Raw genomic sequence first — 26,422 nt, forward strand, 5'->3', positions numbered from 1 at the left:
TTGCAGGCTACTCCCAACTGCGCCCTTTTGCCTTCCCCTGTGCTGCCATTTTCCTCAAGTGAGCCTCATGAAACGTTTTGTTCTACTCGATACCGCCCCTATTCCCGAGAACGGTGGGGCCCTGTGCCTGTTCGAGTATGGCGAGGATTTCGTCATCAAGATCCAGGGCGGTGACGGCGGACAACTGATGAATACGCGCATGCACGGCTCCGAGGATGCCTTGGCCGAGATCCCCTGCCGCAAGGTCGCGGGACGGCCGAACTCGCGGGTATTGATCGGTGGCCTGGGCATGGGCTTCACCCTCGCCTCCGCGCTCAAGCACCTGGGCAAGTCCGCTGAAGTGGTGGTCGCCGAACTGGTGCCCGGCGTCGTAGAGTGGAACCGTGGGCCGCTGGGCGAAAAAGCCGGCAACCCCCTGCAAGACCCGCGCACCGTGATCCGCCTGGAAGACGTGGCCAAGGTCCTGCAGGCAGAGCCGCAAGGTTTCGACGCAATCATGCTCGATGTCGACAACGGCCCCGAAGGCCTGACCCAGCGGGCCAACAGCTGGCTCTACTCCGCCGGCGGCCTGAGCGCCTGCGCCAAGGCCCTGCGACCAAACGGCGTGCTGGCGGTCTGGTCGGCCAGCGCAGACCGGCAGTTTTCCGACAAACTGAAAAAAGCCGGTTTCAAGGCCGAGGAAGTGCAGGTCTTCGCCCACGGCAACAAGGGCACCCGCCACACCATCTGGATTGCCGAGAAGCTCAAGGGCTGAGCTAAACTGCGCTTATACCGTCATTAGTCATTCAACAAAGGTGAACCCATGAGTTCGTCCACCCCGACCAACACCTCGAAGCTGGACCGCATCCTGGCCGACAACCAGCGCGACAAGGAAATGGGCTACCGCGACAAGGCCCTGAAGATGTACCCGCACGTGTGCGGCCGCTGCGCCCGTGAATTCTCCGGCAAGCGCCTGAGCGAGCTGACCGTGCACCACCGCGACCACAACCACGACAACAACCCCCAGGACGGTTCGAACTGGGAATTGCTGTGCCTGTACTGCCACGATAACGAACACTCGCGTTATACCGACCAGCAGTATTTCGGCGAAGGCTCGCTGAGCACGCCGAAGATCGCCAAGGCGACGCACAACCCGTTTGCGGCGTTGGCAGGGTTGATGAAGAAGGACGACTGAATCTTCAGCGCCTAGACTGGCCCCTTCGCGAGCAGGCTCGCTCCCACATTGGATCTCTGTTGCACTGGAAATCCCCTGTGGGAGCGAGCCTGCTCGCGAAACCGATTGCCCAGGCACCGCCAATCTGTGACCTGACCGCTGCCACCCAATCCCCGTATAATCGCGCTTTTTTCCCAAAGGCACCCCGCTCGTGGCAGATAAACGGTACAGCTGCATAGGTTTGTATAACCCCAAATCACCGGAGAATGTCGGTTCGGTGATGCGCGCCGCTGGCTGTTATGGCGTGGCATCGGTGTTCTACACCGGCAAGCGTTATGAACGCGCCGCCGACTTCGTCACCGATACCAAGCGCGTCCACTACGATATTCCGCTGATCGGCATCGACGACCTGAAGAAAATCCTGCCCCTCAACTGTGTTCCCGTTGCCGTGGAACTGGTCGATGGCGCCCGCCCGTTGCCGGAGTACACTCACCCGGACCGTGCGCTGTACATCTTCGGCCCGGAGGACGGCTCGCTGGATAAAGAGATCCGTGACTGGTGCGAAGACGTGGTCTACATCCCGACCACCGGCTGCATGAACCTGGCCGCCACGGTCAACGTCGTGCTCTACGACCGCATGGCCAAGGGCCTCAACACCCGTTCGGGGCCAAAATTCCGCTGAAGCGGCGCACATCCGATGGAACAAGTGGCCTGCACCCGCAGTCAGCTTATCTATCCATTACTCAAGCCTGGAGTCAGATCATGAGCGAACTCAAACGCGTAGAGCGCATCGAATCCACCCCATTCCAGACCCCCTCCGAACAGAATGTGCATGGCTGGGAACGCATCGGCTCACTGGCTGGCGGCGTGGTCATGGTCGGCAAAGGTTTGCGTCGCGGCGGCCTGTTCGGCTTGATTCAAGTGGCGATCGGCGGCGTGGCCCTGGCCCGTGGCATCACCGGCCACAGCTCGGCTAAAAGCCTGCTGGAAAAAAGCCGACAGGACATGAATAACGTGCGGGCGAAAATTCAGCGCGCAGGTGAAGAGTTGAATCGGTTGAAAGCCAATGCCGAGGCGGCGACCAAAACCGCGACCGTTACCGGCAATGATTCCCTGAAGTCGCCTAAAACCGGGGTTTGATCCGGAGTTTGCGCCAGGGCTTATGGCCTCATCGCCAGCAGGCTGGCTCCCACAGTGATCTTCGCTATCACACGACAAAGAAGCCCCCTGTGGGAGCTAGCCTGCTGGCGAGGGCGGTATTACCGAAGCAACCCGCTATCCAATACCTTGGAAGACTCGCCAAGCACGCTCTCACTGAGCTGTACGAATTGCTTGGTATCAATGCTCCCCAGGTGCATCGCCCCGCGCAGCACATCATCCAGCGAGCGCTTGTTGCGTGTCTTCAGGCGAATCTCGCGATCCAGTTCCTGTAGCAACACCACCGCCTTCGCGACCTGCGCAGGGTTGATCTGCTCGCCCCGCAAACTGGTGACTTTCTGGCTGTCCTTGACCAGCTTCCCGTGCAGATCCTCATAACGCTCATCGCTCATGCCGCCGGCCCGGCGCACCAGTTCGATGGCGTAGTACTCGGCGAAACCTTCACTGATCCAGTCGCTGCGCTGCTGATCGTTGATCCGCCCGAACACCTGGGCCAACTCTCGAACCAACGGGCTCCTGCCATTTTCACCGACCAGCGGCAGGCGGCTATTCAGATAAATCGATTCGTGCGCCGACAGGCTGCCACGCCACATGGGATCGTTGGCGCCGACAATCAGCAACTTGGTCGGGTGACGAGGAAACACGGCCTGCACCTGGGGCCAGACAAACGTCAGCAGCGTCAGCACATCCATGCGCCGCATGCCTTGCCCGCGCGGCGAGGCGACGGTGACTTCGGTTTCGCCCAAGCGCGTTCGTCGACTGCCCAGGTGCCCGGCGAGCATCCAGCCCGTGGGTCGGTCGAACAGCCGGGAAACGCTGTCGATACGAAATTTATGCTTGCCGATGCGCGGCCAGGCGGTTTCGACGCTTTGCCAACCATTGGGCAACTCGAATTCAAGGCGTGAAACCAACTCGGTGCCGTCCTGCTGATCGAGCCTGGCCGGCGGCACCAGATCGTCACCGCGCATCAACGCCCAGGTCGGAGTCATGCGCGTGTCGAAGCTGCCGTTCTTGCGCCCGTGACTGATCTTCACCCGATAGGTCAGGCTGGCCTTCTCGGCCGTCGGGCGCCATACCCCGCGGGCCGCCTTGCCTGCGGTCAGCTGCCATTGGCCGTCGGCCTTGAAATCGCTGTATTGGCTGCCGTCGCCGAGGTCGAAATCCAGGCTGCGCACCGCCGCGCCCTGGGCCAGGGTCAGGCGCACCTCAGCCTGGTCGCTTTGCGGCAACAGGCGCACGTGGTAATCCAGATCGACTTTCTTCGCCGCCCACACGGGCAAGCTCAGGGCGCACAACCCAATGACCAGCGCCTGCCGCCATCCCACAGCCATACACACTCCTTGGTGGAACCTTGACCTGCGCTGCGCTTTAACCTGCGCGGAAAATCAGATGGTCTTCCCAGTCCTCTTCCGCCACGCTGCCTTCGGCGAGCATGCGCCCGGACTGGGAAATACGTTCGTGGTGCACCGCATCGCGATCACCGCACACCAGGTGATGCCACAGCGGCAGGTCCTTGCCCTCGCTGACCAGGCGATAGCCGCAGGTCGGTGGCAACCATTTGAACTCGTCGGCCTTGCCCGGTGTGAGCTGGATGCAGTCCGGCACCGAGGCGCGACGGTTGGGGTAGTCGCTGCACTGGCAGGTTTTCAGGTCCAGCAGTTTGCAGGCAATGCGTGTGTAATAGACGCTGTTGTCGTCTTCGTCCTCGAGCTTTTGCAGGCAACACAGGCCACAGCCGTCGCACAGCGATTCCCATTCCTGCTGATCGAGTTGATCGAGGGTTTTTCGTATCCAGAACGGTTCTACTTTGGCGGCCATGGTTCGAGCATCGACATCAGGTGGTGAAAAGGCCGCCAGTCTAGTGCCCGCAGCCCCGCGGGCCAAGCATTGGCGACTGCCGGTAGAACGGGCTTGTCAGTTATTGCGTCGCCAAGTAGGGTTTTGCGTCGCTCCCACTTTCAAACGTAGCAAGGAATCTCTTGATGAGTGCAAATCCCCGTATTGCCGAATACGCCATTCACCCTCAGTTCACCGATCGCTGGTCGCCCCGTGCCTTCACCGGCGAAAGCATTCCTGAAGAGACCCTGCTGAGCTTCTTCGAAGCCGCGCGTTGGGCGCCGTCGGCCTACAACTCGCAGCCTTGGCGATTTCTCTATGCGCGTCGCGATACGCCGAACTGGGAGCGTTACCTGGGCCTGCTGAACGAATTCAATCGCAGCTGGGCGCAACACGCCTCGGCACTGGTGATCGTGATCTCGAAAACCACCTTCACCGCGCCTGGCGCCAGCGAAGAAACCCCGGCGCTGTGGCACACCTTCGACACCGGTTCCGCCTGGGGCCACCTGGCGCTGCAAGCCAGCATCAGCGGCTGGCACACCCACGGCATGGCCGGTTTCGATCAGGAGCTGACCCGCAAGGAGCTGAACATCCCTGAGGGCTATGCCCTGCATGCGGCCGTGGCAGTGGGTAAATTGGGGGATAAAGCAACGCTGGCGGACTACCTGCAAGCCCGTGAGGAGCCGAGCCCGCGGCGTCCGTTGAACGAATTGGCGGCTGAAGGCGACTTCACCCTCTAAACCACAACGCATATCTACTGTAGGAGCCGAGCTTGCTCGCGATAGCGGTGTCACAGTCAACGATGATGTTGAATGTGATGGCCTCTTCGCGAGCAAGCTCGGCTCCTACAGGTTTAGCGTCAACTCAGTATCCGCGATTGAAATCCACTTCCCCGCGCAATGCCTCTCCCGCCTGATACGCCCGCAGGTTCTCGATAAACAGATCCACCATCAGCGAAGGCGAGGTCGGTGCCGAGCTGTGGCCCGTCAGCAGCAGGCCAAAAGCCGTCCAGAATGGATGACGTTGTGGCAGCGGCTCCTGGCGACAGACGTCGATCACGGCGCCCACCAGATGCCCTTCCTTCAAGGCTTCCACCAGATCCGCATCCACCACCGCAACACCGCGCCCGACGTTGATGAACAACCCGGTCGGCTTGAACTGCTTGAACAACGCCGCGTCGTAAATATCGTGGGTGTTCGGGGTATTTGGCAGCAGATTGACCACGTAATCCGCTTCACCGACCAAGCGCGGCAGATCCGCCAGCGAACCGACTTCGATGAAGGGTGACTGCTCACGGGCCTCACTGGCGATGCCATACAACTGGACACCAAAAGGCACGAGGAACTGCGCCACCGTCTGCCCGATATCACCGGTGCCGACGATCAAGACCTTGCGCCCCGCCAGGCTCTGGCCGTGACGACTGTCCCATTTGCGCTCGACCTGGCTGACCAGCCGCGCCAGCACTTCACGTTCGTGGCCGAGCATGTAGGTAAGCACGTATTCAGCCATGACCTGACCGAAAATGCCCACCGCGCGGGTCAGGCGATAGTGCCTGGGCAAGCCATCGGCCAGCAGCGGCGTGATCCCCGCCCAGGTGGACTGCAGCCATTGCGGCTGATGGCCCTGACGCAGCAGGGTCGCCAGCAAGTCGGGTTGGCCAAGCCAGACCGGGCAATCGGCGGCCAGACGAGCCAGTTCGGCGGAATCGCCGCTGGTCAGGACTTCCACCTCAGGCGCCGCCTCTTGCAACAGTCGGGCGTACACCGGGTGATCGTGTTCAGCAATCAGGACGCGCATGCTTCAAACCTTTCGAAAAACAGTGCGGACGGCCGCCGACAGAGCCCTGCTCCGTCGCTGCGGCCATCGCCAAAATCATTCAAGTGTCCATCGAGGCTTCGAACAAAGCCTGTCTGTCGATCACATGGGATCGTTGCGTCGCAACAATTCTTCCGGCAAGTGTTCGATGTATTCCTCTTCCGCTGGCGGCATTTGCAGGTGATAACCCTGCTTTTCGAGGTTTTCAAGAACCACGGTAATGTCCTCGCGCGACAGCTTGCGCTCGGGGCTCAATACCAGGTCGAACGCGTGGATAGCTTTGCCGAAGGCGGCCATCAAGGGTTCCGGTACACGCTCCAGGGCATCGCTCTTGAGCACATAGAGGTACATCTCGTTTTTCTTCGAACTGCGGTAGATGGAGCAAATACGTTTCAAGGCTGTTCTCCGGCGGTGGCCAGGCTGTCGAGCAGCGCCTGGCCCATCAATTCGCGGCGCCAGCCACGCAATGAATCAGGCAATTGGTAGGGACCATTGGGGAAGCCGCTCTTGAGCAAGGCTTCCAGGGTTTTCTTGCGCAGCATCACCTCCGGCGCGATGTTCAGGCGCTCGGCCTCGGCCTGGCCGATGGCCTTGAGCCGCTTGAGCAGCGCGGCGGCGTCCACCGGCAACGGCTCAGGCACGGCGGGCGGCCATTGCTCGGGCGACACACTGCCAGAGCGCTTGATCAGATCAAGCAGAAACTCACCGTCCTGACGCACGGTGCGCGGGTGCATGTCTTCGATTTTCGCCAATGCGCCGAGGTTGTCCGGCTGCGTGCGCGCCAGCGGCCACAGCGAATGCTCGCGGATGATGCGGTTGCGCGGCAGGTCACGGGCTCGCGCCTCTTGCTCGCGCCAGGCGCAGAGTTCACGCAATACGGCGAGTTGCGCGCGGGACAGCTTCCAGGCCAGCTTGGCGTCGCGATAGACCTCGTACGGGTCGATTTCACGGCGCAGGTTGGCCACCAACTCCGCTCCGTCTTCCAGGACCCAGGCGTATTTTTCGTCCGAGAGTTGCGGGCGCAACTTGACGAAGACTTCCGCCAGGTGCACGGCGTCTTCGGCGGCGTAGCTGATCTGGGTTTCGGAAAGCGGACGTTGCAGCCAGTCGGAACGGGTTTCGCCCTTGGGCAGGTCGATGCCCAGCACTTCCTGCACCAGCCGCGAATAGCCCATGGAGAAGCCCAGGTTGAGGTAAGCGGCGGCCAGTTGCGTGTCGAACAGCGGTGCCGGCAGGCTACCGGTCAGGCGCAGCAGGACTTCGAGGTCTTCGCTGCACGCATGGACAACCTTGATCACGGCCGGATTTTCCAGCAACGCGGCCAGGGGCTGCCAGTTGTCGATGGTCAGAGGATCGATCAGGTAGGCACGTTCGCCATCGCCGACCTGCAGCAGGCCCGCGATCGGGTAGAAGGTGTCGACCCGCATGAATTCGGTGTCGAGGGCAACGAACGGCAGTTGCTGCCACTCGGTGCAAAACCGACCGAGGCTATCGTTGTCGCGAATCCAGTGAATATCGATGGCCACACGGCTCTCCCTTGAAGAATGGCGCGCAGTATATATCGCCCTCGACGATTTCCGCGCATCCACTGAACAAGAGCTTTAGCGAAAATGCCTGCCTGATGGCAAGAAAAGTCCGACAAACACGATCTAATCGACCTTACCCAGCACGTAAACCCGCCTCGGTGCGCAGCCGGGCAGAAAATCCTGATGGCCGATCACGCGCAATCCTGCCTGTTTGAATTCAGCTTCTACCTGGACCTTGCTGATCAGCGGTTGAGTGGCAGACCCCTGCCCGTCGGTGCGCCTTCGCTTGAAACGACCACCGATGCGCACCGCCACAATCACCGTATCTCGGCTGACCCGGCAAAACTCGCCCAACATCGCTAAACGAAGCTCGGGGCTGGCAATGTACTGAAACAGCTGCATGCAAAAAATGCAGTCAACCGCATTTTCCGACAAGCCAATGTTGAAGGCTGAGCTTTGAAAGGTCCTGACTCGCTGCATCAGGCAATGCGAATGGTGGCTTGGGGCATGTTCAAGGATCCCCTGGGACGGATCCATCGCCAGGATCATCCGGTTCGCCCGCTCGCCCAGCACCGACCAGAAGCGCCCGACGCCGCAAGCCACATCGAGAATCAAGCCCGGCTCGCCAGCGACCTTGAGCGCCCGGCGCACCAGTTGCTCGTCACGCCAGAACGCCAGCCGCTCGCCCAGGTCCTGCGCTTGCGGCTGCAGGCAGACGCGGGCGTGCTCCTGGTCATACTGCCGGGCGAACTCGAGCTCGATGGCGGAGGGGGATTGGGCTGACATGGGCTATGGCTCTTGGCGAAGACTGGCCGACCGCAGGCCGTTGCGTGAATGAACGTCGCAGCACTCAATCTTTGGCCAATACGCCATCGATCGCCGCTCTACGGCACCCGGCAAACATATCCAGGTCCTGGTTATAAACCTTGCTGTCGACCTCCAGCAGCCCCAGCATCGAATGGAACAGGTTGTCCTGGCTCAAGGGTTTTTCACGACTCAGTTGCAGGCAATGGGTGTCTACCGAGAACGACTTCTGATAGCTGTCGGAGAACCAGGCCAGCATCGCCACGTGTTTCTGTTGATCCGGTGCCAGCATGTAAGGCGTGCCATGGAGGAACAGGTTGTATTCGCCCAGGGATTCGCCGTGGTCCGACAGATAAAGCATCGCGGTATCAACCTTGTCCTGGTTGCTGCGCAACAGATCGATCAAGGTCGACAGCACATGGTCGGTGTACACCAGCGTATTGTCGTAGCCGTTGATGATGCTTTCGCGGCTGCAGTTGTTCAGTGCATTGCTCTTGCAGACCGGGGTAAAGCGCTCGAATTCCTTCGGGTAGCGCTTGTAGTACTCCGGACCGTGACTGCCCATCTGATGCAATACCAGTACCGTGTCTTTATCCAGGGTATCGATGAAGTGTTGCAGGCCTTGCAGCAGGATTTCATCGCGACATTCACTGTTGGCGCACAGCACCGGGTCTTTTAGGTTGCTGAGGTCGTCAAGAGTGACGCGATCGCAGGTCCCCTTGCAGCCAGACTGGTTGTCACGCCAGATCACATCGAGGCCCGCACGCTTGAGCACATCCAGCAGGCCTTCTTCGTTCTTGGCCTTGCTCGCGTTGTAATCCTTGCGCCCCATGTTGGAGAACATGCAGGGCACCGACACGGCTGTTTCAGTGCCGCAAGATTTCACGTCGGTGAACGCGATCAACCCGGCTTCCTTTTCCAGTTTCGGCGTGGTGTCGCGGTTGTAGCCCAGAACGCCGAAGTTCTCTGCCCGGGCACTTTCACCCACCACCAGAACCGTCAGGGACTTGCGACCATGGGTTTGCCAGGCGGAATCGCGCTGGGCATCTTCACCAACTTTGACAAAGGGCTGGCGCGCTGACGCGATTTGCTCACGCAAGTAACCGGCGGAGGCACCTATGTAGTTGCTCGGCACCACCATCAAGCGCAGTTCGTGGTGATTGCGAAACAGCGAAGAAAGTCCCTGATAGTTGATCAGCGCGACACCACCGATGACCGCCGCCGAGGCAAACGTCACGAGAGCCTTGCTTAATAACGCTCGATGCCAGCGGCGATATTCAACCGGCGTTTTCCACAACAACCAGGACGGAAGTACACCGAGGAAAACAATATAAGCAAGCAACTTTAACGACAGTAAGTCCCGTACTTCCGTGGCATTGGTTTGCGCGAAGTTTCGCAACATGCCAACGTCAATCAGGACGCCATATTGGCTCATGAAATAAGCGACACCCGCGCTGATCATGAACAGCAGGGTCAGCACCGGCTTCAGCACCGGGCGGAACGCCAGCAAGGTCAGGATAATGTTGAACGCCGCGAGAATCATCACCCCAAATGCCACGCGCATGACGATGCCTTTACCGTCAGACGAGGTAATATCGAAGAGGTGTTGCCACAAGACGAAATTGCAGGCAGTCAATAAAAAGGCGCTGGCAATCAGTGTCACCCACTCCGGGCGCACGGCTTTAATCTTCAACATGGTGATCGGCTATTCCTGAATAGAAGTGCCTTGGACAAGTGTGAAAATTTCATTTATCAAGACAGCACTAACTCTAGGCAGCCAACCATCAATTTTTCGTGAAAAAGAAGCCAACGATTAGTGGCCCCACCGGCACTTGATGAAACTTTTAGGTTATTTGAGAATGGTTCAGCCCTGGTTCAGCAAGATCACTCACCGCAGCATTAATTAATTTCCCGATAGTGCCCGTGACTTTCTGATTTGCCGGCTGCGAACCCATCGCGCCTAATCGGCCCCTGACTTATCAAGGTCCGATCATGGAAAACATTCGCGTTACCTCCCGCCCTGCCCTGTGGCTGATGTTCAGCATCATGCTGGTCGCCCTTAACCTGCGGCCTTCCATGGCTGCGGTCGGTCCCTTGCTGTCGGCGATTCGTGGCGATATCCCGCTGAGTTTCAGCCTCGCCTCGCTGCTGACCCTGCTGCCGGTCATGACCATGGGGCTGGCAATGTTCTTTGGGCTGGCGATCAGTCAACGCCTCGGCGAGCGCCGCACGGTCGTGCTGTCGCTGCTGGTCATCGGCCTGGCGACTGCATCGCGGTTGCTCCTCGATTCGGCGCTGGAACTGATCCTTAGTGCCATGCTGGCCGGCATCGGTATCGCACTGATCCAGGCACTGATGCCGACGCTGATCAAAGCCCGCTTCAGCGACAACGTGGCCCTGTGCATGGGGCTCTACGTCACGTCGATCATGGGTGGCGCCGCCATTGCCGCCTCTTTCGCCCCACTGGTGATGGTCCATACAGGCAGTTGGTGCCTGGGTCTGGCCATCTGGGCGGTGCTGGCCGCGCTCGCGCTGCTGTTCTGGTGCGGTCAACGGGTGGGGGCACCGACACCGGGATCAACCAGCCACCGCTCGTTCTTCAGTCACCCCCGCGCCTGGCTGCTCGCGGTGTTTTTCGGCCTTGGCACGGCGTCCTATACCTGCGTGCTGGCCTGGCTGGCGCCGTACTACGTGGAAAAGGGCTGGAGCGAACAGGACGCCGGGTTGTTGCTGGGCTTCCTCACCGCGATGGAGGTGTTGTCCGGCCTGCTGGTTCCAGCCATCGCCAACGGCAGCCGCGATCGGCGCCTGGTGCTGGTGGTGTTGCTGGCGCTGATCATGGTTGGTTTTTGCGGGTTGATTCTCAGCCCGGATAACTTCGGCCTCCTGTGGCCATGCCTCCTGGGACTTGGAATCGGCGGGCTGTTCCCAATGAGCCTGATCGTGTCGCTGGATCATCTGGACGAGCCCCGGCAAGCGGGTGGGCTCACGGCGTTTGTGCAAGGCATCGGCTATCTGATTGCGGGCGTCTCGCCGCTGGTGGCCGGGATGATCCGCGATCAACTCGGCAGTTTCGAATGGGCCTGGTGGTCGCTCACGGGGGTCGTAGCCCTGATGATCCTGATGGCCTTGCGCTTCGATCCACGCCATTACGCCAGGCACATGCGGTGACTCCGAACGCCTACCAGACATTCTCCTGTTGCCGTCATTGAGCTAGGATCAGTCGCTCAAGTTTGCACATGAGCCAGAAAGGATGCTGAACAGCAACGTGCTACGAAAGCTCGACATGGAGGACTTGATGGTGTTCGTCGCCGTGTATGAGCAAAACAGCGTCTCCGGCGTTTCCGAGACGCTGTGCGTCAGCCAGTCCACCGTGAGTTACTGCCTGAAAAAACTGCGTACAGGGTTTGAGGACGAATTGTTCATCAACACCCGCACCGGGATGCGCCCCACTTACAAGGCCGACAGCATGTACCCCCACGTGCTGAAGATCCTCGACAGCATCAACCTGTGTCACGCCAGTGCGTCGGCATTCGATCCCACCCTGCAACCCACGGTTTTCAACCTCTGCGCACCGGAATACTTCGAGCAGCTGGTTCTACCGCGCCTGCTCAAGCGCTTCGCGCTCGCCGAGCTTGCTGTGGTGGTCAATGTGCATAAACTCGAGACTGACATCCCGGCCCAGGCGCTGCGTGAGGGCAGCCTGGATCTGGCGATTGGTTTTGGCCCCGACTTTCATCGAAGCCACGCTGACTGCCATGTACGCACGCTGCTGGAAGACGATTTCGTCTGCGTCCTCGACAAACGCAGCGCTTCGTCGCAACCACGCCTGAGCCTGCAAACCTTCATCGAGCGCCGACACGTGTTCCCGACCCCCTGGACCTCCACCAGCAACATGGTCGACGGCTGGTTGGCCCAGCAAAACCGCCAACGGCAGATCGTCGCGCGGGCCAACAGCTACGGCGCGGCCCTGAAGATGATCGGCGGCACCGACTTCCTCCTCACCCTGCCCCGGCGCATCCAGCAATTGCTGGCCGACGAGACCGCCTTCGAGCGTTGCGAAGCACCCAATGGCTTGCCGGGTTTCACCCTCGACATGCAATGGAGCCAGGGCGCCGATCAGGACAGCGCCAACATCTGGTTACGCGAGCAGGTGATCGTGGCCTGCGCGGAACTGGACACGGCCTGAAACTCAGACGCCGACGGTAGTCTTGGCATAGGACTCGCGATCGATGTCGAGAATCTCCACGCACAACTGCACCTCCACCCCCGTCGGCCATTCACACAGATCCTTGAGCACGGCCAGCAGGCTGTCGGACAGCTGCTTCTTGATCTCCGCAGAGCGACCGCTCAGCACTGCCAGTTTCACATGCACGAACGCCCGCTCGGCCAATGCCGTGCCGACCTTGAACGTCTGGACCTTCACCGCGCGACTCTTGATGTCGAGTTCGGCACCGAACTGGCCGGAGCCCACCAGCGTGTTGTTCAGGCGCATCAACGCCACATCGGCGTTCAGCTCAGGCAGGTTGGCGGTATATTCCAGGTGCAGGTGAGGCATGGCGTAACTCCCTTAGGTCGGTGGAAAAGTTCATAGGTATAACACGGCGCTGCCTTGCTCACTGGGGCAGCGACAACAGATTGCGCTCGCCCATGAAGGCTTCGAGCCGTGAGCGCAGCCAGCGCTCGGCGGGGTCGCTGTCGACGTGGCTGAGCCAGACCATGGACAGCTCCAGGGTCGGTGTCTTGAACGGAAACGGCTCCTTGAACAACTGGCCGGACGCCGCCATGGCCTCTGCCGTGTAATCCGGCAGGCTGGCCAGCAGATCGGTCCCGGCGAGCAAGGCCGGCAACGAACTGTATTGCGGCACCGAGAGCACCACCTGGCGCGTGCGGCCGATTGCCGACAGCCACTCGTCCGCGAAGCCACTGACGTTGGCAATATGGGATACCAGCACATGAGGGCGCGAGCAGTACTCATCGAGCGTCAACGGTGTATCACTGGCATCGGCGCGTAGAACGCTGGGCTGGATGTGCCGCAACAACTTGCGTTTGGCGTTGGCCGGCAGACCGCGGGTCTGGCTGACTCCGACCGTGATGTCTCCTGACGCCAGCAAGTCGGGAATGCGCCAGTAATCGACATTCTGCACCACGAATACCACCTTCGGCGCTTCCTGGCGCAACGCCCGCAGCAACGGTGGCAACAGGCCGTACTCGACATCGTCGGACATCCCGATGCGAAAGGTCATGGTGCTGCTGCTCGGGTCGAAATCATGGGTCAGGCTCAACGCCACCGACAACGAATCCAGCGCCGGCGACAAATGCCGAAAGATCTCTTCAGCCCGCGCCGTCGGCTCCATGCGATGCCCGACGCGGATGAACAACGGATCGTTGAACATGGTACGCAAGCGGTTGAGTGCCGAACTGATGGTCGGCTGACCAAGAAACAGCTTCTTCGCCACCTTGGTGACGTTGCGTTCGAGCATCAGCGTTTCAAACACCACCATCAGGTTGATGTCGGCCTTGCGTAGTTCGTTGCGATTCATCCATTGACCCCGCGCTCAAAAACTATCGACAGTTTAGGGAGGTGTAACAAGCGGTGTCTACGCGACTTAGCGAATGCCGCGAGAGGTCCTGGTTTAATGCCAACAGGTTCACACGCGGATTTTTATTTCGCCTCCGATTTGGTCCAGCCTCTCAAGGCAGCTTCTGTGCTGACATCGAGGATTTCCTGGACAGACGCTTTATCGTTGGCGCCTTCGGGCAATTCAACTTCTGACGCAGTATTCCATACCGTGCCCGCCACCATTGTATTCAGGACCGTAATAATATTTAGTGAAAGACACTTTGCCCTCGGGCGTTGTAACAAGTTGCGCAACACCGACCCCATAATCCTTCAACGCCGGATCAGTATGCGCAAAAGACACCGCCAGCGAATCGGACGTAGCGGCAGCGAACCCGACATACCTGGAGTTGTCCTCCATCGTCAGTGCAAAGGCATAGGCCCCGAACTTCCCGACACTTTGCTCTGCATTGAGCTTCATTTCGACGACACCTTTATAATCACCCGCATGACTGTCCTTGCCGACACATTCATAGCGCCCGCTATAATCCGTACCGGTAAAGGACGCCGACGCCTGGGCAGCCCAGGCTGGCGCGGAAATGAAAACCATGGCAGCGGTAATGCTCCGGAGCATATTGACCTCTCTTGGACTTGCAGGAATTAGTATCAGATATTCTGTAGGAATATTCTTCAGATTAGCGTGCAACAATTACCTGATTGCTCACTAGCCATCAATTATGAATATCACGCTCACAGATTACTTGAGAGTTTTGAAACAAGGTCTTTCGCAAGAACAACAAACATGCGCACATTGCAAGCAACGAAGTCAAACATCCCGACACAATCCAGCGGATGATAAAGAAGCTCGGTTATTCCAGAATATCCCTGCGTCATCCAACCCGGATGATAGAAGCACACGTACTTATTTCAATTATCGCAAGGAAGCAATAAATGACCATGGACTTGAAACAACACTTGGACACCGCCAATCAGTACATCGGCCGGCCATACACCGAGGAACTTCGCGAAGAACTCGCCAACAAGACCGGCCTGGCGGTACGACCGAGGGGCAACGGGTTCATCTTGACCAAGGACTACAACCCCGCACGGATCAACCTGCTGGTCGAGAACGAAATCATCACCCACGCCACCATGGGTAACTGATTCGCCCTGCGTACCCGCGCAGCTAAAATCCCTGACAGTTTTTTGCACAAACAAAAAAGCCCCGTAACTTTTCAGCTACGGGGCTTTTTCTATGTAATGGCGGAGAGATAGGGATTCGAACCCTAGGTACCGGTGAAGGTACAACGGATTTCGAATCCGTCCCATTCGGCCACTCTGGCATCTCTCCAACGGCGCGCATCATATCAACACTTTTGCCGAAAGCAAACCCTCTTTCGCAAATTTTTTCTGTGCTATCAGATGCTTGCGTCGATTAAAGCGGTACGCCCAGACGGTTGGCGACTTCTTCGTAGGCTTCGATGACGTCACCGAGGCCCTGGCGGAAGCGGTCCTTGTCCATTTTCTTCTTGGTCGCCTTGTCCCACAGGCGGCAGCCGTCCGGGCTGAATTCGTCGCCCAGGACGATGGAGCCGTCGTGGAACACGCCGAATTCCAGTTTGAAGTCGACCAGCAGCAGGCCGGCGTCGTCGAACAGTTTGCTCAGGACTTCGTTGACCTTGAGCGACAGCTCCTTCATGCGCGCCAGTTGCTCGGCAGTGCCCCAACCGAACGCCACGACGTGGGATTCGTTGATGAACGGGTCGCCCTTGGCGTCGTCTTTCAGGAACAGTTCGAAGGTGTAAGGGTTGAGCTTCATGCCTTCTTCGACGCCCAGGCGCTTGACCAGGCTGCCGGCGGCGTAGTTACGCACGACGCACTCGACCGGGATCATGTCGAGCTTCTTCACCAGGCACTCGTTGTCACCCAGCAGTTTGTCGAACTGGGTCGGCACGCCGGCGGCTTCGAGTTTCTGCATGATGAAGGCGTTGAACTTGTTGTTCACCATGCCTTTGCGGTCCAGCTGTTCGATGCGCTTGCCGTCGAACGCCGAAGTGTCGTTGCGAAACAGCAGGATCAAGCGGTTAGCGTCGTCGGTCTTGTAAACCGATTTGGCTTTGCCGCGGTAGAGTTCTTCACGTTTTTCCATGATGGGCTCCGCTTGCTAAGTAGGTGGGCTAGGCGATGTGACGCCAGTCGAGCCCTGAATCTTGATCGGCCAGTTGCAGCCAGTCCGGGTCGCACCCAAGGGTGTCGACAAAACATTGCCGGGCCAGCCGCGGCAGGTTGTTCTTGCTGCTCAGATGGGCCAGGACCAGGTGTTGCAGGTCTTTCCAGCCCAACTCGGACACCAGGAATGCCGCCTGATGGTTGTTCAAATGTCCCAGCTCACCGCCCACCCGTTGCTTGAGAAAGTACGGGTAATGACCGCGGGCCAGCATGTCCCGGCAATGGTTGGCCTCGATCATCAATGCATCGAGGTCGCGGTAGCCTTCCAGCACCTTGTCGCAATATGAGCCCAGGTCGGTCAACAGGCCGAAGCGCCGCTCACCGTCACTGAACACGTATTGCGTCGGCTCCTGCGCATCGTGGGCCACGGCAATGACACCAATGCTCAAGCTGCCGATCTGCAGTTGTTCGCCACCGGCCAGGAAGCCCGCGGGCTCGACCGGCTTGCGCATCCCGCGCAGGGTGCCGCGACTGAGGTAGACAGGCAGATTGTAGCGCCGAGACAGCAAACCCACGCCATGCACGTGGTCGGCATGTTCGTGGGTCACGAGTATCGCGCTCAACTGCGCAGGGTCTACACCCAGGCGCAGCAAGCGTTTTTCGGTTTCCCGCAGGGAGAAACCACAATCCACCAGCACATACGTATCAGCGCTGGCTATCAGCGTGCCATTCCCTTGGCTACCGCTGCCGAGAACGGCAAAACGCATGTGATCAGCCCAAATTGTCCTGAATCACGCTCAACACTTTGCGCGCCACGTCAGCCGGCGCCACGGTGTTGATGTTTTTCTCGACGGTGACCTGGACGTTCTCGCCGACCTTGCTCAGGCGAACCTGATAGCGCTCGGCACGGGACTCGACTTCTTCCTTGCTCGGTGCGCTGCCGAACAGGCCGCTGAAGAACCCGGGCTTGTCGTCTTTCTTCTCGGCTTTTTCAGCGAGGTTGATGTAGTACAGGCCAAGGCTGCGGTTGATGTCTTCAACCCGCCATTCGCCTTGCTCCAGCGCACGACCGACGCTCGACCAGGCACGATCCAGGTCGGTACCGACGTTCAGCACCGGGTTGCCGCTACCATCTTCGCTCAGGCTGATGCGGCTTGGCGCGTCAAAGTCACGGGACGCCAGCATGGACACCGAACCGCCCTTCTCGGAGATACGGCTCATGCTCGCCAGCATGTCGTCGACCAGTGCCGCATCCAGGCCAGTGTTGACCGAACGGTTGGTAAAGGCGACATCGGCAGTGCTGCCGGCAGGACGCTCGGCGGTAACCACGTAGATTTCACTGGTATTGCGCTGTACACCCGGCTCGATACGTACCCGGGCACGGATTTCGCTGTCAGAAGCGACGCCGGCTGCGCTCAGGCGCTTGGCCATTGCGGCGGACAGTTCGTCGGAATGCTGCCAGGTGGTGGTGAACTCGCCGGTTTGCGGACGCTGTTCGTCCAGGCGGAAACCGTTGTCCTGAAAGAACTGTACGGCCACGGGCCAGGCTTCCGCTGGCGGGTTCTGCGCCAGGATCGAGCGCGTATCGCCGCTCTTTTGCAGCGAGTAGGCGCTGGCGTCGGCGGCGGCCGTCAATGGCTGAGGCCGCGGTACGACGTATTCGCCCTTGGCGGTGTCATCGGCGACGTTGCGCGGAATCGGCAACAGCGGATCCAGGCGCTTGGCGGTGGTGATATCCGGTGGCAATTGCATCGGTGCAGTCTGTTGCGCTTCCAGGTAGTCGCTACCACGGTCACGGAAATAACCATCCGGGCCCCAGAGCCATCCACAGCCACTGGTGCTGGAGATGATCAAGGCAAGCGCGGAAAGTCCGGCCATTCGCTTCATGCGTTGTACTTCCTCAATTAAACCAGGACGCCGGACTGGCGCATGGCCTGCCGCAGCGGTTCGTGACATTCGGCGCTGAGCCAGGTGAGCGGCAGACGGATTCCGTCAGGCATCAGGCCCATTTCATGCAGCGCCCATTTCACGGGAATTGGATTGGACTCGATAAACAGGGTTTTATTGAGTGGCATCAGTTTTTGGTGAATGGCGCGGGCCTTCTCGGCTTCGCCGTTCAGTGCAGCAATGCACAGGTCGGCCATGTCACGCGGGGCGACGTTGGCCGTCACCGAAATGTTGCCTTTACCGCCCAGCAGGATCAGTTCGACAGCGGTGGCGTCGTCACCGGAGATCACCAGGAAGTTGCTGTCGACGCCGTCGATGATGGCCTTGGCGCGCTGCAGGTCGCCGGTGGCTTCCTTGATACCGATGATGTTCTTGACGGTCGACAGGCGGATCACGGTCTCGGCCAGCATGTCGCAAGCGGTGCGGCCTGGCACGTTGTAGAGGATCTGCGGGATGTCGACGGCTTCGGCGATCGCCTTGAAGTGCTGGTACAGGCCTTCCTGGGTCGGCTTGTTGTAGTACGGCGTGACCAGCAGGCAAGCATCGGCGCCAGCGTTCTTCGCATTGGTGGTCAGCTCGATCGCCTCGCGAGTCGAGTTGGCGCCGGTACCGGCGATGACCGGAATGCGGCCGTTGACCTGCTTGACTACGCGACGGATCACTTCGATGTGTTCGCTCACATCAAGGGTGGCCGATTCACCTGTAGTGCCGACCGCCACGATGGCGTGGGTGCCGTTTTGCAGGTGAAAGTCCACCAGTTTGCTCAAGCTGTCCCAGTCGAGACGACCTTGTGCATCCATGGGTGTGACCAGTGCCACCATACTGCCCGCAATCATGCAACCGCTCCTGCCGGAAAAAGAGAGCCGTAATGGTACTGGCGCCAAGATGCTTGTACAAGCGAAGTACTGCGCTGCCGCCATTCCCCTTGGCGCTGCTTTTCGCTACCCTTCAGACTTTGATCGATACTGCTAAGCTCGTATTTCGGGTTTGCGCCTCCATTTTCGACATCACAAGCCCCCGATCCAGGGTTGCCACCCCCGCTCCTGCCGCTCTGGAGCCACGTTGCGACCTTGTGCCCGAGGCTTTGCGAATTCGCATGCGCAGGCTCGCTCCCGGCAAAACCCGCCGATAGAAGTACCGACCGCTCATCGCTTTAGGAATGCTGCATGTCCACCCCCACAGTTCGCGAACAATTCCTTGTCATCAGTGCCCTCGGCGCCAACCCCATGGAGCTGACTAACGTCCTGTGCCGCGCCAGCCATGAAAATCGCTGCGCCGTGGTCACCTCCCGCCTGACCCGTCATGGCGAGTGCAGTGCGCTGGTCCTCGAAATCTCTGGCAGCTGGGACGCCCTGGCTCGCCTGGAAGGCAGCCTGCCGACCCTGGCAAAGCGGCACGCCTTCACCGTCAATGTGGTCCGCAGCGCGGCCCTGGAGAACCGTCCCCAGGCGTTGCCCTACGTGGCCTATGTCAGCTCGGCCTACCGCTCGGACATCATCAACGAGCTGTGCCAGTTCTTCATGGATCACAACGTCGAGCTGGAAAACCTGACCTGTGACACCTATCAGGCGCCTCAGACCGGCGGCACCATGCTCAACGCCACGTTTACCGTGACCTTGCCGGCCGGTGTGCAAATCAGCTGGTTGCGCGACCAGTTCCTCGACTTCGCCGATGCACTGAACCTCGACGCCCTGATCGAACCATGGCGTCCACAGAACCCAATGTAAGGAAGCATTCATGGCCGTTGCACTCGACCAACCGGTTGCCGACTTCGAAGCACCCGCCACCAGCGGGCAAACCGTGCGCCTCGCCGACCTCAAGGGCAAGCAGGTAGTCATCTACTTCTACCCCAAGGACAGCACGCCGGGCTGCACCACCCAGGGCCAGGGCTTTCGCGATCAGCTGGACGCCTTCAAGGCGGCCAACACCGAAGTGTTCGGTGTGTCCCGCGACAGCCTCAAGTCCCATGAGAACTTCAAGGCCAAGCAGGCCTTTACCTTCGAGCTGATCAGTGACAAGGAAGAAGCGCTCTGCCAGCTGTTTGATGTGATCAAGCTGAAAAAGCTCTATGGCAAGGAATACATGGGCGTGGATCGCAGCACGTTCCTGATCGACAAGGACGGTGTGCTGCGTCAGGAATGGCGTGGTGTGAAGGTGCCGGGGCATGTGGATGCGGTGTTGGCGGCGGCACAGGCCCTTAACCAAGCCTGATTAATTGGGTGTCTGTTCTGACGCCTTCGCTGGCAAGCCAGCTCCTACAATGGTCGCGCGTACCTTGTAGGAGCTGGCTTGCCAGCGAAGAGGCCCTCAAAGCCAGTATTCAAAGGAGCGGCGCCACCACCGGCTCCTTGCGCGGCCACGCATCCAGCACGGCCTTGAACAGCGTCGCCAGGGGAATCGCAAAGAACACCCCCCAGAAGCCCCATAGCCCGCCAAACAACAACACCGCGCAGATGATCGCCACCGGATGCAGGTTTACCGCTTCCGAGAACAGCAACGGCACCAGCACGTTACCGTCCAGCGTCTGGATAATCCCGTACACCGCCATCAGATAAATGAACTGATCGCTCCAGCCCCACTGGAACAGCGCAATCAGGAACACTGGCACGGTGACCACCACCGCCCCCACGTAGGGCACGACCACCGAGATGCCCACCAGCAAGGCCAGCAGCGCCGCGTAGTTGAGGTCCAGGACGACAAAGGCGACGTAGGTCACCCCACCACAAATGAAGATCTCGATGACTTTGCCACGAATGTAGTTGGCGATCTGTCGGTTCATCTCACGGGCGACGCGGGTGATCAGCGCCCGCTCGCGGGGCAGGTAGCCGCGCACCCACTGGCCGATCATCTCCCGGTCCTTGAGAAAGAAAAACACCAGGATCGGCACCAGCACCAGGTAGATCATGATGTTGACCAGCAGGGGCAGGCTGGACAGCGAAAACGTCAGCGCCCACTGGCCAAACTTGCCGATCTCGCCCCGCGCCACTTCGATGGCCTGCAGCACCTGCTCGTCGGACACCAGGTGCGGGTAGCGCTCCGGCAGCAACAGCAACAGCGTCTGCCACTTGGCGAGCATGCCAGGCAATTCGTTGAAAAGAGTGATCAGTTGATGCCAGAGCAACGGCACCACGACCACCATGAACACCAGCAGCAGCCCCATGAATAGCGCGAAGACCAGCCCCACCGCGACGCCACCCGGCACCCGCAAGCGCTCGAGGCTCACCACCAGGCCCTGCATCAGGTAGGCCAGTACCATCCCCGCCAGCACCGGCGCGAGCATTCCGCCCAAGGTCAGCACGGCGGTGAATGCCAGGAACAACAGGACCGCCAGAACCACGGCTTCTTCGTCGGAGAAATAGCGCTGAATCCAGTCGCGCAACACTTTGAACATCAATAATCCTTAAGAACGAACGCAGCAGGTTTCAGGCTTTTTTCAACCAGTAACGGTAAATGCCCGCTTCATCTTCTTCACGAAGCAGCGTATGACCGGCCAATCGGGCAAAGGTGCGGAAATCACGCTGCGAACCCGCATCGGTGGCAATGACCTTGAGCACCGCGCCACTGGCCATCCGGTTGAGTTCCATCTTGGCCTTGAGCAACGGCAAGGGGCAATTGAGGCCACTGGCGTCGAGCTCAACATCATGGGCTACAGCGTCGATCATTGCATCACTCCGGGTCAGGTGGTTGAGTTACCTAGAATATCTGGTCGCAAGGCTGGTGTCCGGCTACAGTAAGCTCTTTGTCGACTAAGGCTCTGTGCATGACTTTTTTGCGCCCTACCCTGCTGACGCTCGCTTGCCTGCTCGCCTCACCGGGCTTCGCCGACGACCTGCCGTCACTCGGCGACGCCAGTTCTGCCATTGTCTCGCCGCAACAGGAATACCAATTGGGCCGCGCCTGGCTTGCCCTGTTGCGCAGCCAGGTGGCGCAGCTCAACGACCCGCAGCTCAAGGACTACGTCGAGTCCAGCGTCTACCGCCTGGTGGAGACCAGCCAGGTCAATGACCGGCGCCTGGAGTTCATCCTGATCAACAGCCCGCAACTCAACGCGTTCGCGGCACCCGGCGGAATTGTCGGGGTCAACGGCGGCCTGTTCCTCAATGCGCAGACCGAAGGCGAATATGCCTCGGTACTGGCTCACGAATTGGCTCACTTGTCGCAGCGCCACTTTGCCCGTGGCGTCGAGGCCCAGCAACGCATGCAAGTACCGATGATGGCCGCGTTGCTGGCCGGTATCGTGATCGCGGCGGCCGGTGGCGGCGATGCCGGTATTGCGGCGATTGCAGGGACGCAGGCGGCGGCTATCCAGGAGCAGCGGCGATTCTCTCGGCAAAACGAACAGGAAGCCGATCGCATCGGCATCGTCAATCTGGAAAAGGCCGGCTACGACCCGCGCTCCATGCCCACCATGTTCGAACGCCTGGGGCGTCAGTACCGCTTCGACGCCAAGCCACCGGAATTCCTGCTGACTCACCCGGTGACCGAATCGCGTATCGCTGACACCCGCAACCGTGCCGAGCAGGCCCCGCAAGGCGGCATCGAAGACACCCTGCGCTATCAGTTGATTCGCGCACGGGTGCAGCTGATCTATGAAGAAACCCCGGGCCTGGGCGCCAAGCGTTTCCGCGCCCTGCTGGATGAAAACCCGAAAAGCGATGTGGCGCGCTACGGTCTTGCGATCGCCCAGATCAAGGGTGGCCAGCTGAACGAAGCACGGGAAAACCTCAAGTTGCTGCTGGCCAAGGCGCCGAACGAGATCATCTACAACCTCGCCCAGGTCGATCTGGACATCACCAACAATCGCCTGCCGAATGCACAGTCCCGGGTGGACCGGATGCTGGCGCAGTACCCAGGCAATTATCCGCTGAACCAGGTTCGCGTCGACCTGTTGCTGAAACAGAACCGCGCCGCCGATGCCGAAAAGGCCCTCGAAGGCCTGCTCAAATCGCGTCCGGACGATCCGGATGTGTGGTATCAGGTCGCCGAAACACGCGGACTGTCAGGCAATATCATTGGCCTGCACCAGGCGCGCGCCGAGTATTTCGCGCTGGTGGGCGACTATCGCCAGGCCATCCAGCAGCTGGACTTTGCCAAACGCAAAGCCGGCACGAACTTCCCTCTGTCCTCGCGCATCGATGCCCGCCAGCGCGAGCTGATGGAGCAGGAACGCATGATCAAGGACATGATGGGCTGACAAGTTTGCGCACCCGCAAAAAAAAACCGCCTCTTTCGAGGCGGTTTTTTCATTCAGCCAACCAGCAGATTATTCAGCCAGCTTGAAGGTGATGAAGCTCGCACGGTTCTGGCGCAGTACGCGCATCGACACCGAACGATTCTTCGGCAACGCCTTGGCAATGTCCGTGAACTCCTTGGCCGAACCGATCGCCTGATTGTTCAGGTGAGTGATGATATCGCCTGGCTGCAGGCCGATCATCGACGCAGGACCGTCCTGGACTTCCTTGATCACCACGCCACCCTTGAGGTCGTAGGTTTTCTTCTGTTCGTCCGTCAGCTCGGCCACAGCGACGCCAAGGCGGTTGCTGCTGCGCTCGATGCTCGACTGCGGCAGGTCGTCCAGCTCCTTGCCTTCTTCCGGGATTGCGCCAACAGTCAGCTCGACATTCTTGCGCTTGCCTTCACGGATCACTTCCAGATTGGCCTTGGAGCCCGCCTTCAATGCGCCCACCAGATGTGGCAGATCGGCGGACATGACGATCGGCTGGCCATTCATGGTCAGGATCACATCGCCTACCTGCAAACCGCCCTTGGCAGCCGGGCCGTCATCCTGGATCTGAGCGACCAGTGCACCGGCCGGTTTATCCAGGCCGAACGATTCCGCCAGGTCCTTGTTCACTTCCTGAATCACCACACCCAGCCAGCCACGGCTTACCTTGCCGCCGCTTTTCAGCTGATTGGACACGTCCATGGCCACATCGATAGGGATCGCGAACGATACACCCATGAAGCCGCCGGAACGGGTGTAGATCTGCGAGTTGATCCCGACCACTTCACCATTGAGGTTGAACAGCGGCCCACCCGAGTTACCCGGGTTGATAGGCACGTCAGTCTGGATGAACGGCACGTAGTTTTCATTGGGCAGGCTACGTCCGACGGCACTGACGATACCCTGGGTCACGGTATGGTCGAAACCGAACGGCGAGCCGATTGCCACGACCCATTGCCCGGCCTTCAGATCCTGGGACTTGCCCAGTTTCAGGACCGGAAGATCCTTGGCTTCGATTTTCAGCAGCGCCACGTCGGAGCGAGGATCGGTGCCGATCAGCTTGGCCTTCATTTCACTGCGGTCGGACAGACGCACGAGGATTTCGTCGGCATCGGCAATCACATGATTGTTGGTCAGGATGTAGCCGTCAGGCGAAATGATGAAGCCCGAACCCAACGATTGCGCTTCGCGCTGGCGATCACCACGGGGGGACCGAGGCTCCGGCGGCATGCCGCGCTCGAAAAACTCGCGCAGCATCGGCGGCAAGCCTTCGAGGTCGGGCATCTGCTGGTTCACTCTGCGCTCAGGCAGTTTTTGCGTAGTACTGATGTTTACCACCGCAGGCGACGCCTGCTCAACCAGTTGCGTGAAATCAGGTAATTCGACCGCCTGAACAGCGACCGCCTGACCGAGCACCAGCACGGTGGCAAAAATGGAGAGGTAAGACTTCAAGCGTGGTATCGACATACGGCTCCCGTTACGACGAGCATGGTTAAGCGATATGGAGCAAGGAACACCGGGAACGATACGCCGGTATTTTTGTTCCGGGAACAACAAACAAGGCCAGAGCCGAGGGGCTCTGACCTATAAAAAATATTGGAGGGATTTGCAAATTGAAATGCTCACTAAACATTTCGATTTAACGTCACTGCTGGGTTGCAGCGGCGTCGGTGCGCATGGACAAGGCTATCCGTTCAGCGGTGCCGATCGGGATCTCACCCACTACCGTCACCACCATCTCGCCTTGCGGCGTGCTCAAGCGCCGGGAGACGGCAACGGTCGGGCCCAGTTGCGTACGGGTGTCGGTGACACCTGAACCGCTCAAAGGCTCCAGGAATACCGAGAAGCGCGCGAGGCCATCGTCATACATCAGGCTGCTGACCTGGGCCTTGGTCTCGGGGTTCTTGCGTACTGTACTGCTGGTCAATTCGAAACCCGGTGGCACCCAGTCGGAATGCCAGACCCGCGCCTCCTTGACCGCCGACGCCTTGTCGCTGTCGAGCTTGACCGGCTTGCACTCGGTGCCTGCCTGCAGGTCGCTGTCGGTGGGAACCGTAGAGGGATCGAGTCGGGTGAACTGGAAGCGCTCCAGCAGCCGTCCTTTATCATCCAGCAGCAATGACTTCAGGGGCAGGCCGGTTTCCTGGTCCAGATGCAGTTCAAAACCGTAGCGGTGCTGGTCACGGGGTGTCAGCGAGACAATCACTGCCGGACGCCCGGCCACGCGCGACTTGCCAATGACAGCAAGGTCATACCAATTCTTGAGCTTTTGTGGATCAAGTGAACGAGCTGGCGAGTTGGAGGTATCCCCCAGCCCTGCCATCAGGTTGCCGCTTACGCATTGAGTACGTCCATCAATGCGCACGACTTCCTGAGCGGAACCGTCGAGCTGGATCAAACGCTCGCGGACTTTGCCATCCTGGACGCGGTGCCAGATGTTGTGGGTAGAAAAACTACCGTTACGCTCGTAGACAAAAGTACCTTGAAAGCTTTGCTGCTGCTCGGCCTGGCTCAGACGGGTCAACCAGTCTTGAGCCTGATCGGCGTGGGCTGGAACAATGAACCAGCCACCGAGCAAAAGCGTAAGTAGAGGTATGGCGCGCATGATCCTCCTTAACGGTTTTCCAGGCTTGCTGCACGAGCGTAAGGCAGAGCGCTCTCGGTACCTTTCAGTGCAGCCTGTTGAGCGTGTTGGCGCAAGTAGCCAGGCAGACGTTGATCATTCCAGCCTGGTTGACCTTGCAATACACCATTGGCCATCGGACCAGTGGCTTCCGAACTCTCATTGTAGCCTGCCAGAACAGCCGGGCCCTTGACTTGTGGAACTGCCAGGCCAGGTTGGGTGGATTGCTGCGCCAGTTCGACGCCAGCGATCTCGTCCTGGTTGTACAGGCGAACACCTGCCAATACCGCCAGGGTCACCGAAGCGGCAACGGCCAGGCGACCCAGGCTGCGCCATGGACCACGGGTGGCTTTTGCCGGTACGGCTTCGTCAGCCAATGCAGCAGAAACAGCCGCGGCAATATCCAGGCGTGGAAGCAGCAGGTCTTTGTGCATCACTGCCCGAGCGATCTGATAACGAGCCCAGGTTTCACGGGTTTCAACATCGTCACAGGCACTCAGTACCCGACGCAATTCCAATTCGTCCGCTTCGTTATCCATCACTGCGGACAGCGATTCCTGCAGGGCTTCACGACTCATGGCGTTCCTCTCTTGGCTGTCGCCGCTGT

The 26,422-nt window shown here is 59.6% G+C and carries 30 protein-coding genes and 1 tRNA gene; 11 read left to right on the plus strand and 20 right to left on the minus strand.

Features of this window, described 5'->3' with window-relative positions:
- Positions 1 to 67 precede the first annotated feature (67 nt).
- The 4 genes from BKX96_RS13340 (at position 68) to BKX96_RS13355 (ending at position 2,293) form a co-directional block, all read left to right on the plus strand.
- Positions 68 to 754, plus strand: a complete 687-nt coding sequence (locus BKX96_RS13340; RefSeq protein WP_077184163.1) for a spermidine synthase — start codon at positions 68 to 70, stop codon at positions 752 to 754.
- 48 nt (positions 755 to 802) lie between these two features.
- Positions 803 to 1,174, plus strand: coding sequence for a YajD family HNH nuclease (locus BKX96_RS13345; protein ID WP_008034789.1), 372 nt, complete (start codon positions 803 to 805; stop codon positions 1,172 to 1,174).
- Between the two features lie 190 nt (positions 1,175 to 1,364).
- Entirely contained in the window at positions 1,365 to 1,835 is a 471-nt protein-coding gene (locus tag BKX96_RS13350; RefSeq protein WP_046816778.1) for an RNA methyltransferase, read from the plus strand.
- 80 nt (positions 1,836 to 1,915) lie between these two features.
- Positions 1,916 to 2,293 (plus strand): YgaP family membrane protein, encoded by a 378-nt coding sequence (locus BKX96_RS13355; RefSeq protein ID WP_046816777.1) that lies wholly within the window; start codon positions 1,916 to 1,918, stop codon positions 2,291 to 2,293.
- A gap of 119 nt (positions 2,294 to 2,412) precedes the next feature.
- Here BKX96_RS13355 and BKX96_RS13360 read toward each other — a convergent pair whose 3' ends face one another.
- Positions 2,413 to 3,642: a hypothetical protein gene (locus BKX96_RS13360; protein ID WP_077184165.1), complete on the minus strand. Its 1,230-nt coding sequence runs from the start codon at positions 3,640 to 3,642 to the stop codon at positions 2,413 to 2,415.
- 37 nt (positions 3,643 to 3,679) lie between these two features.
- Complete coding sequence (locus BKX96_RS13365) at positions 3,680 to 4,129, minus strand: YcgN family cysteine cluster protein (protein ID WP_020797823.1); 450 nt, start codon at positions 4,127 to 4,129, stop codon at positions 3,680 to 3,682.
- 164 nt (positions 4,130 to 4,293) lie between these two features.
- On the opposite strand from BKX96_RS13365, the gene BKX96_RS13370 reads away from it, so the two are divergent.
- Entirely contained in the window at positions 4,294 to 4,887 is a 594-nt protein-coding gene (locus BKX96_RS13370; protein ID WP_077184167.1) for a nitroreductase family protein, read from the plus strand.
- Between the two features lie 124 nt (positions 4,888 to 5,011).
- Here the strand turns inward: BKX96_RS13370 and BKX96_RS13375 are convergent, their stop codons facing one another.
- The 5 genes from BKX96_RS13375 to BKX96_RS13395 form a co-directional block, all read right to left on the minus strand.
- Positions 5,012 to 5,944 carry a D-2-hydroxyacid dehydrogenase gene (locus tag BKX96_RS13375; protein ID WP_046816774.1) on the minus strand — a complete coding sequence of 311 codons (933 nt, stop codon included), beginning with the start codon at positions 5,942 to 5,944 and terminating at the stop codon, positions 5,012 to 5,014.
- Between the two features lie 120 nt (positions 5,945 to 6,064).
- Positions 6,065 to 6,358: a YcgL domain-containing protein gene (locus tag BKX96_RS13380; protein ID WP_077184168.1), complete on the minus strand. Its 294-nt coding sequence runs from the start codon at positions 6,356 to 6,358 to the stop codon at positions 6,065 to 6,067.
- On the minus strand, positions 6,355 to 7,488 hold the full coding sequence (gene rnd, locus BKX96_RS13385; RefSeq protein ID WP_077184170.1) for a ribonuclease D: 1,134 nt from the start codon (positions 7,486 to 7,488) through the stop codon (positions 6,355 to 6,357). Before rnd ends, BKX96_RS13380 begins: the two co-directional genes overlap by 4 nt.
- 123 nt (positions 7,489 to 7,611) lie before the next feature.
- The gene (locus BKX96_RS13390) at positions 7,612 to 8,274 is read right to left on the minus strand and encodes a class I SAM-dependent methyltransferase (RefSeq protein ID WP_077184173.1); all 663 of its coding nucleotides are present in this window, start codon (positions 8,272 to 8,274) and stop codon (positions 7,612 to 7,614) included.
- Positions 8,275 to 8,338: 64 nt separating this feature from the next.
- Positions 8,339 to 9,988, minus strand: a complete 1,650-nt coding sequence (locus BKX96_RS13395; RefSeq protein WP_077184174.1) for a phosphoethanolamine transferase — start codon at positions 9,986 to 9,988, stop codon at positions 8,339 to 8,341.
- A gap of 296 nt (positions 9,989 to 10,284) precedes the next feature.
- Between BKX96_RS13395 and BKX96_RS13400 the strand changes: the two genes are divergently transcribed.
- Together BKX96_RS13400 and BKX96_RS13405 are read left to right on the plus strand one after the other, a co-directional pair.
- Positions 10,285 to 11,463: a cyanate transporter gene (locus tag BKX96_RS13400; protein WP_077184176.1), complete on the plus strand. Its 1,179-nt coding sequence runs from the start codon at positions 10,285 to 10,287 to the stop codon at positions 11,461 to 11,463.
- A gap of 82 nt (positions 11,464 to 11,545) precedes the next feature.
- Positions 11,546 to 12,481, plus strand: coding sequence for a LysR family transcriptional regulator (locus tag BKX96_RS13405; RefSeq protein ID WP_077184178.1), 936 nt, complete (start codon positions 11,546 to 11,548; stop codon positions 12,479 to 12,481).
- Between the two features lie 3 nt (positions 12,482 to 12,484).
- Here BKX96_RS13405 and BKX96_RS13410 read toward each other — a convergent pair whose 3' ends face one another.
- The 3 genes from BKX96_RS13410 to BKX96_RS13420 form a co-directional block, all read right to left on the minus strand.
- On the minus strand, positions 12,485 to 12,850 hold the full coding sequence (locus BKX96_RS13410; RefSeq protein ID WP_077184180.1) for a 5-carboxymethyl-2-hydroxymuconate Delta-isomerase: 366 nt from the start codon (positions 12,848 to 12,850) through the stop codon (positions 12,485 to 12,487).
- A 58-nt stretch (positions 12,851 to 12,908) separates the two neighbouring features.
- Positions 12,909 to 13,835, minus strand: a complete 927-nt coding sequence (locus BKX96_RS13415; protein WP_046816766.1) for a LysR family transcriptional regulator — start codon at positions 13,833 to 13,835, stop codon at positions 12,909 to 12,911.
- 222 nt (positions 13,836 to 14,057) lie between these two features.
- Positions 14,058 to 14,462 (minus strand): hypothetical protein, encoded by a 405-nt coding sequence (locus tag BKX96_RS13420; protein ID WP_256721544.1) that lies wholly within the window; start codon positions 14,460 to 14,462, stop codon positions 14,058 to 14,060.
- Positions 14,463 to 14,803: 341 nt separating this feature from the next.
- Between BKX96_RS13420 and BKX96_RS13425 the strand changes: the two genes are divergently transcribed.
- Positions 14,804 to 15,016, plus strand: coding sequence for a hypothetical protein (locus tag BKX96_RS13425; protein ID WP_046816764.1), 213 nt, complete (start codon positions 14,804 to 14,806; stop codon positions 15,014 to 15,016).
- Positions 15,017 to 15,113: 97 nt separating this feature from the next.
- Here BKX96_RS13425 and BKX96_RS13430 read toward each other — a convergent pair.
- The 5 genes from BKX96_RS13430 to dapA all read right to left on the minus strand — a co-directional run bounded on the left by BKX96_RS13430 (position 15,114) and on the right by dapA (position 18,804).
- Positions 15,114 to 15,203 (minus strand) — tRNA-Ser (locus BKX96_RS13430).
- 84 nt (positions 15,204 to 15,287) lie between these two features.
- Positions 15,288 to 16,001, minus strand: a complete 714-nt coding sequence (gene purC / locus BKX96_RS13435; RefSeq protein WP_046816763.1) for a phosphoribosylaminoimidazolesuccinocarboxamide synthase — start codon at positions 15,999 to 16,001, stop codon at positions 15,288 to 15,290.
- 28 nt (positions 16,002 to 16,029) lie between these two features.
- Positions 16,030 to 16,788, minus strand: a complete 759-nt coding sequence (locus tag BKX96_RS13440; RefSeq protein ID WP_077184183.1) for an MBL fold metallo-hydrolase — start codon at positions 16,786 to 16,788, stop codon at positions 16,030 to 16,032.
- Positions 16,789 to 16,792: 4 nt separating this feature from the next.
- On the minus strand, positions 16,793 to 17,908 hold the full coding sequence (gene bamC, locus BKX96_RS13445; RefSeq protein WP_046816761.1) for an NlpB/DapX family lipoprotein: 1,116 nt from the start codon (positions 17,906 to 17,908) through the stop codon (positions 16,793 to 16,795).
- Between the two features lie 17 nt (positions 17,909 to 17,925).
- Positions 17,926 to 18,804 (minus strand): 4-hydroxy-tetrahydrodipicolinate synthase, encoded by an 879-nt coding sequence (gene dapA / locus BKX96_RS13450; RefSeq protein ID WP_046816760.1) that lies wholly within the window; start codon positions 18,802 to 18,804, stop codon positions 17,926 to 17,928.
- A gap of 330 nt (positions 18,805 to 19,134) precedes the next feature.
- On the opposite strand from dapA, the gene BKX96_RS13460 reads away from it, so the two are divergent.
- Both BKX96_RS13460 and BKX96_RS13465 read left to right on the plus strand, forming a co-directional pair.
- Positions 19,135 to 19,695: a glycine cleavage system transcriptional repressor gene (locus BKX96_RS13460; protein WP_008055980.1), complete on the plus strand. Its 561-nt coding sequence runs from the start codon at positions 19,135 to 19,137 to the stop codon at positions 19,693 to 19,695.
- A gap of 10 nt (positions 19,696 to 19,705) precedes the next feature.
- Positions 19,706 to 20,179: a peroxiredoxin gene (locus BKX96_RS13465; RefSeq protein ID WP_046816759.1), complete on the plus strand. Its 474-nt coding sequence runs from the start codon at positions 19,706 to 19,708 to the stop codon at positions 20,177 to 20,179.
- A gap of 109 nt (positions 20,180 to 20,288) precedes the next feature.
- Here the strand turns inward: BKX96_RS13465 and BKX96_RS13470 are convergent, their stop codons facing one another.
- Complete coding sequence (locus tag BKX96_RS13470; protein ID WP_046816758.1) at positions 20,289 to 21,359, minus strand: AI-2E family transporter; 1,071 nt, start codon at positions 21,357 to 21,359, stop codon at positions 20,289 to 20,291.
- A 31-nt stretch (positions 21,360 to 21,390) separates the two neighbouring features.
- Positions 21,391 to 21,630, minus strand: a complete 240-nt coding sequence (locus tag BKX96_RS13475; RefSeq protein WP_020797803.1) for a sulfurtransferase TusA family protein — start codon at positions 21,628 to 21,630, stop codon at positions 21,391 to 21,393.
- A gap of 98 nt (positions 21,631 to 21,728) precedes the next feature.
- Here BKX96_RS13475 and BKX96_RS13480 point away from each other — a divergent pair, with 98 nt between their 5' ends.
- Positions 21,729 to 23,162 (plus strand): M48 family metalloprotease, encoded by a 1,434-nt coding sequence (locus tag BKX96_RS13480; protein WP_077184185.1) that lies wholly within the window; start codon positions 21,729 to 21,731, stop codon positions 23,160 to 23,162.
- 69 nt (positions 23,163 to 23,231) lie between these two features.
- On the opposite strand, the gene BKX96_RS13485 is transcribed toward BKX96_RS13480, so the two are convergent.
- The 3 genes from BKX96_RS13485 to BKX96_RS13495 form a co-directional block, all read right to left on the minus strand.
- Entirely contained in the window at positions 23,232 to 24,659 is a 1,428-nt protein-coding gene (locus BKX96_RS13485; protein ID WP_046816756.1) for a DegQ family serine endoprotease, read from the minus strand.
- Between the two features lie 178 nt (positions 24,660 to 24,837).
- The gene (locus BKX96_RS13490) at positions 24,838 to 25,797 is read right to left on the minus strand and encodes a MucB/RseB C-terminal domain-containing protein (protein WP_046816755.1); all 960 of its coding nucleotides are present in this window, start codon (positions 25,795 to 25,797) and stop codon (positions 24,838 to 24,840) included.
- 8 nt (positions 25,798 to 25,805) lie between these two features.
- A complete protein-coding gene (locus BKX96_RS13495) occupies positions 25,806 to 26,393 on the minus strand; it encodes a sigma-E factor negative regulatory protein (RefSeq protein ID WP_077184187.1) in 588 nt (195 codons plus the stop codon).
- Positions 26,394 to 26,422: the final 29 nt, after the last annotated feature.

The sequence above is a fragment of the Pseudomonas putida genome, from assembly GCF_001976065.1.
GTDB classification, from domain to species: Bacteria; Pseudomonadota; Gammaproteobacteria; order Pseudomonadales; family Pseudomonadaceae; genus Aquipseudomonas; species Aquipseudomonas serbica.

Excerpts from the sequence above, each read along its gene's own strand:
- BKX96_RS13390 (WP_077184173.1), bottom strand. The coding sequence starts at position 8,274 with ATGTCAGCCCAATCCCCCTCCGCCATCGAGCTCGAGTTCGCCCGGCAG.
- BKX96_RS13365 (WP_020797823.1), bottom strand. The coding sequence starts at position 4,129 with ATGGCCGCCAAAGTAGAACCGTTCTGGATACGAAAAACCCTCGATCAA.
- BKX96_RS13340 (WP_077184163.1), top strand. The coding sequence starts at position 68 with ATGAAACGTTTTGTTCTACTCGATACCGCCCCTATTCCCGAGAACGGT.
- BKX96_RS13405 (WP_077184178.1), top strand. The coding sequence starts at position 11,546 with ATGCTGAACAGCAACGTGCTACGAAAGCTCGACATGGAGGACTTGATG.
- BKX96_RS13410 (WP_077184180.1), bottom strand. The coding sequence starts at position 12,850 with ATGCCTCACCTGCACCTGGAATATACCGCCAACCTGCCTGAGCTGAAC.
- BKX96_RS13370 (WP_077184167.1), top strand. The coding sequence starts at position 4,294 with ATGAGTGCAAATCCCCGTATTGCCGAATACGCCATTCACCCTCAGTTC.
- purC (WP_046816763.1), bottom strand. The coding sequence starts at position 16,001 with ATGGAAAAACGTGAAGAACTCTACCGCGGCAAAGCCAAATCGGTTTAC.
- BKX96_RS13415 (WP_046816766.1), bottom strand. The coding sequence starts at position 13,835 with ATGAATCGCAACGAACTACGCAAGGCCGACATCAACCTGATGGTGGTG.
- BKX96_RS13465 (WP_046816759.1), top strand. The coding sequence starts at position 19,706 with ATGGCCGTTGCACTCGACCAACCGGTTGCCGACTTCGAAGCACCCGCC.
- BKX96_RS13475 (WP_020797803.1), bottom strand. The coding sequence starts at position 21,630 with ATGATCGACGCTGTAGCCCATGATGTTGAGCTCGACGCCAGTGGCCTC.
- BKX96_RS13420 (WP_256721544.1), bottom strand. The coding sequence starts at position 14,462 with ATGGTTTTCATTTCCGCGCCAGCCTGGGCTGCCCAGGCGTCGGCGTCC.
- BKX96_RS13425 (WP_046816764.1), top strand. The coding sequence starts at position 14,804 with ATGACCATGGACTTGAAACAACACTTGGACACCGCCAATCAGTACATC.
- BKX96_RS13495 (WP_077184187.1), bottom strand. The coding sequence starts at position 26,393 with ATGAGTCGTGAAGCCCTGCAGGAATCGCTGTCCGCAGTGATGGATAAC.
- BKX96_RS13470 (WP_046816758.1), bottom strand. The coding sequence starts at position 21,359 with ATGTTCAAAGTGTTGCGCGACTGGATTCAGCGCTATTTCTCCGACGAA.
- BKX96_RS13460 (WP_008055980.1), top strand. The coding sequence starts at position 19,135 with ATGTCCACCCCCACAGTTCGCGAACAATTCCTTGTCATCAGTGCCCTC.
- BKX96_RS13400 (WP_077184176.1), top strand. The coding sequence starts at position 10,285 with ATGGAAAACATTCGCGTTACCTCCCGCCCTGCCCTGTGGCTGATGTTC.
- BKX96_RS13355 (WP_046816777.1), top strand. The coding sequence starts at position 1,916 with ATGAGCGAACTCAAACGCGTAGAGCGCATCGAATCCACCCCATTCCAG.
- BKX96_RS13490 (WP_046816755.1), bottom strand. The coding sequence starts at position 25,797 with ATGCGCGCCATACCTCTACTTACGCTTTTGCTCGGTGGCTGGTTCATT.
- BKX96_RS13480 (WP_077184185.1), top strand. The coding sequence starts at position 21,729 with ATGACTTTTTTGCGCCCTACCCTGCTGACGCTCGCTTGCCTGCTCGCC.
- bamC (WP_046816761.1), bottom strand. The coding sequence starts at position 17,908 with ATGAAGCGAATGGCCGGACTTTCCGCGCTTGCCTTGATCATCTCCAGC.
- dapA (WP_046816760.1), bottom strand. The coding sequence starts at position 18,804 with ATGATTGCGGGCAGTATGGTGGCACTGGTCACACCCATGGATGCACAA.
- BKX96_RS13345 (WP_008034789.1), top strand. The coding sequence starts at position 803 with ATGAGTTCGTCCACCCCGACCAACACCTCGAAGCTGGACCGCATCCTG.
- BKX96_RS13440 (WP_077184183.1), bottom strand. The coding sequence starts at position 16,788 with ATGCGTTTTGCCGTTCTCGGCAGCGGTAGCCAAGGGAATGGCACGCTG.
- BKX96_RS13360 (WP_077184165.1), bottom strand. The coding sequence starts at position 3,642 with ATGGCTGTGGGATGGCGGCAGGCGCTGGTCATTGGGTTGTGCGCCCTG.
- BKX96_RS13395 (WP_077184174.1), bottom strand. The coding sequence starts at position 9,988 with ATGTTGAAGATTAAAGCCGTGCGCCCGGAGTGGGTGACACTGATTGCC.
- BKX96_RS13375 (WP_046816774.1), bottom strand. The coding sequence starts at position 5,944 with ATGCGCGTCCTGATTGCTGAACACGATCACCCGGTGTACGCCCGACTG.
- BKX96_RS13485 (WP_046816756.1), bottom strand. The coding sequence starts at position 24,659 with ATGTCGATACCACGCTTGAAGTCTTACCTCTCCATTTTTGCCACCGTG.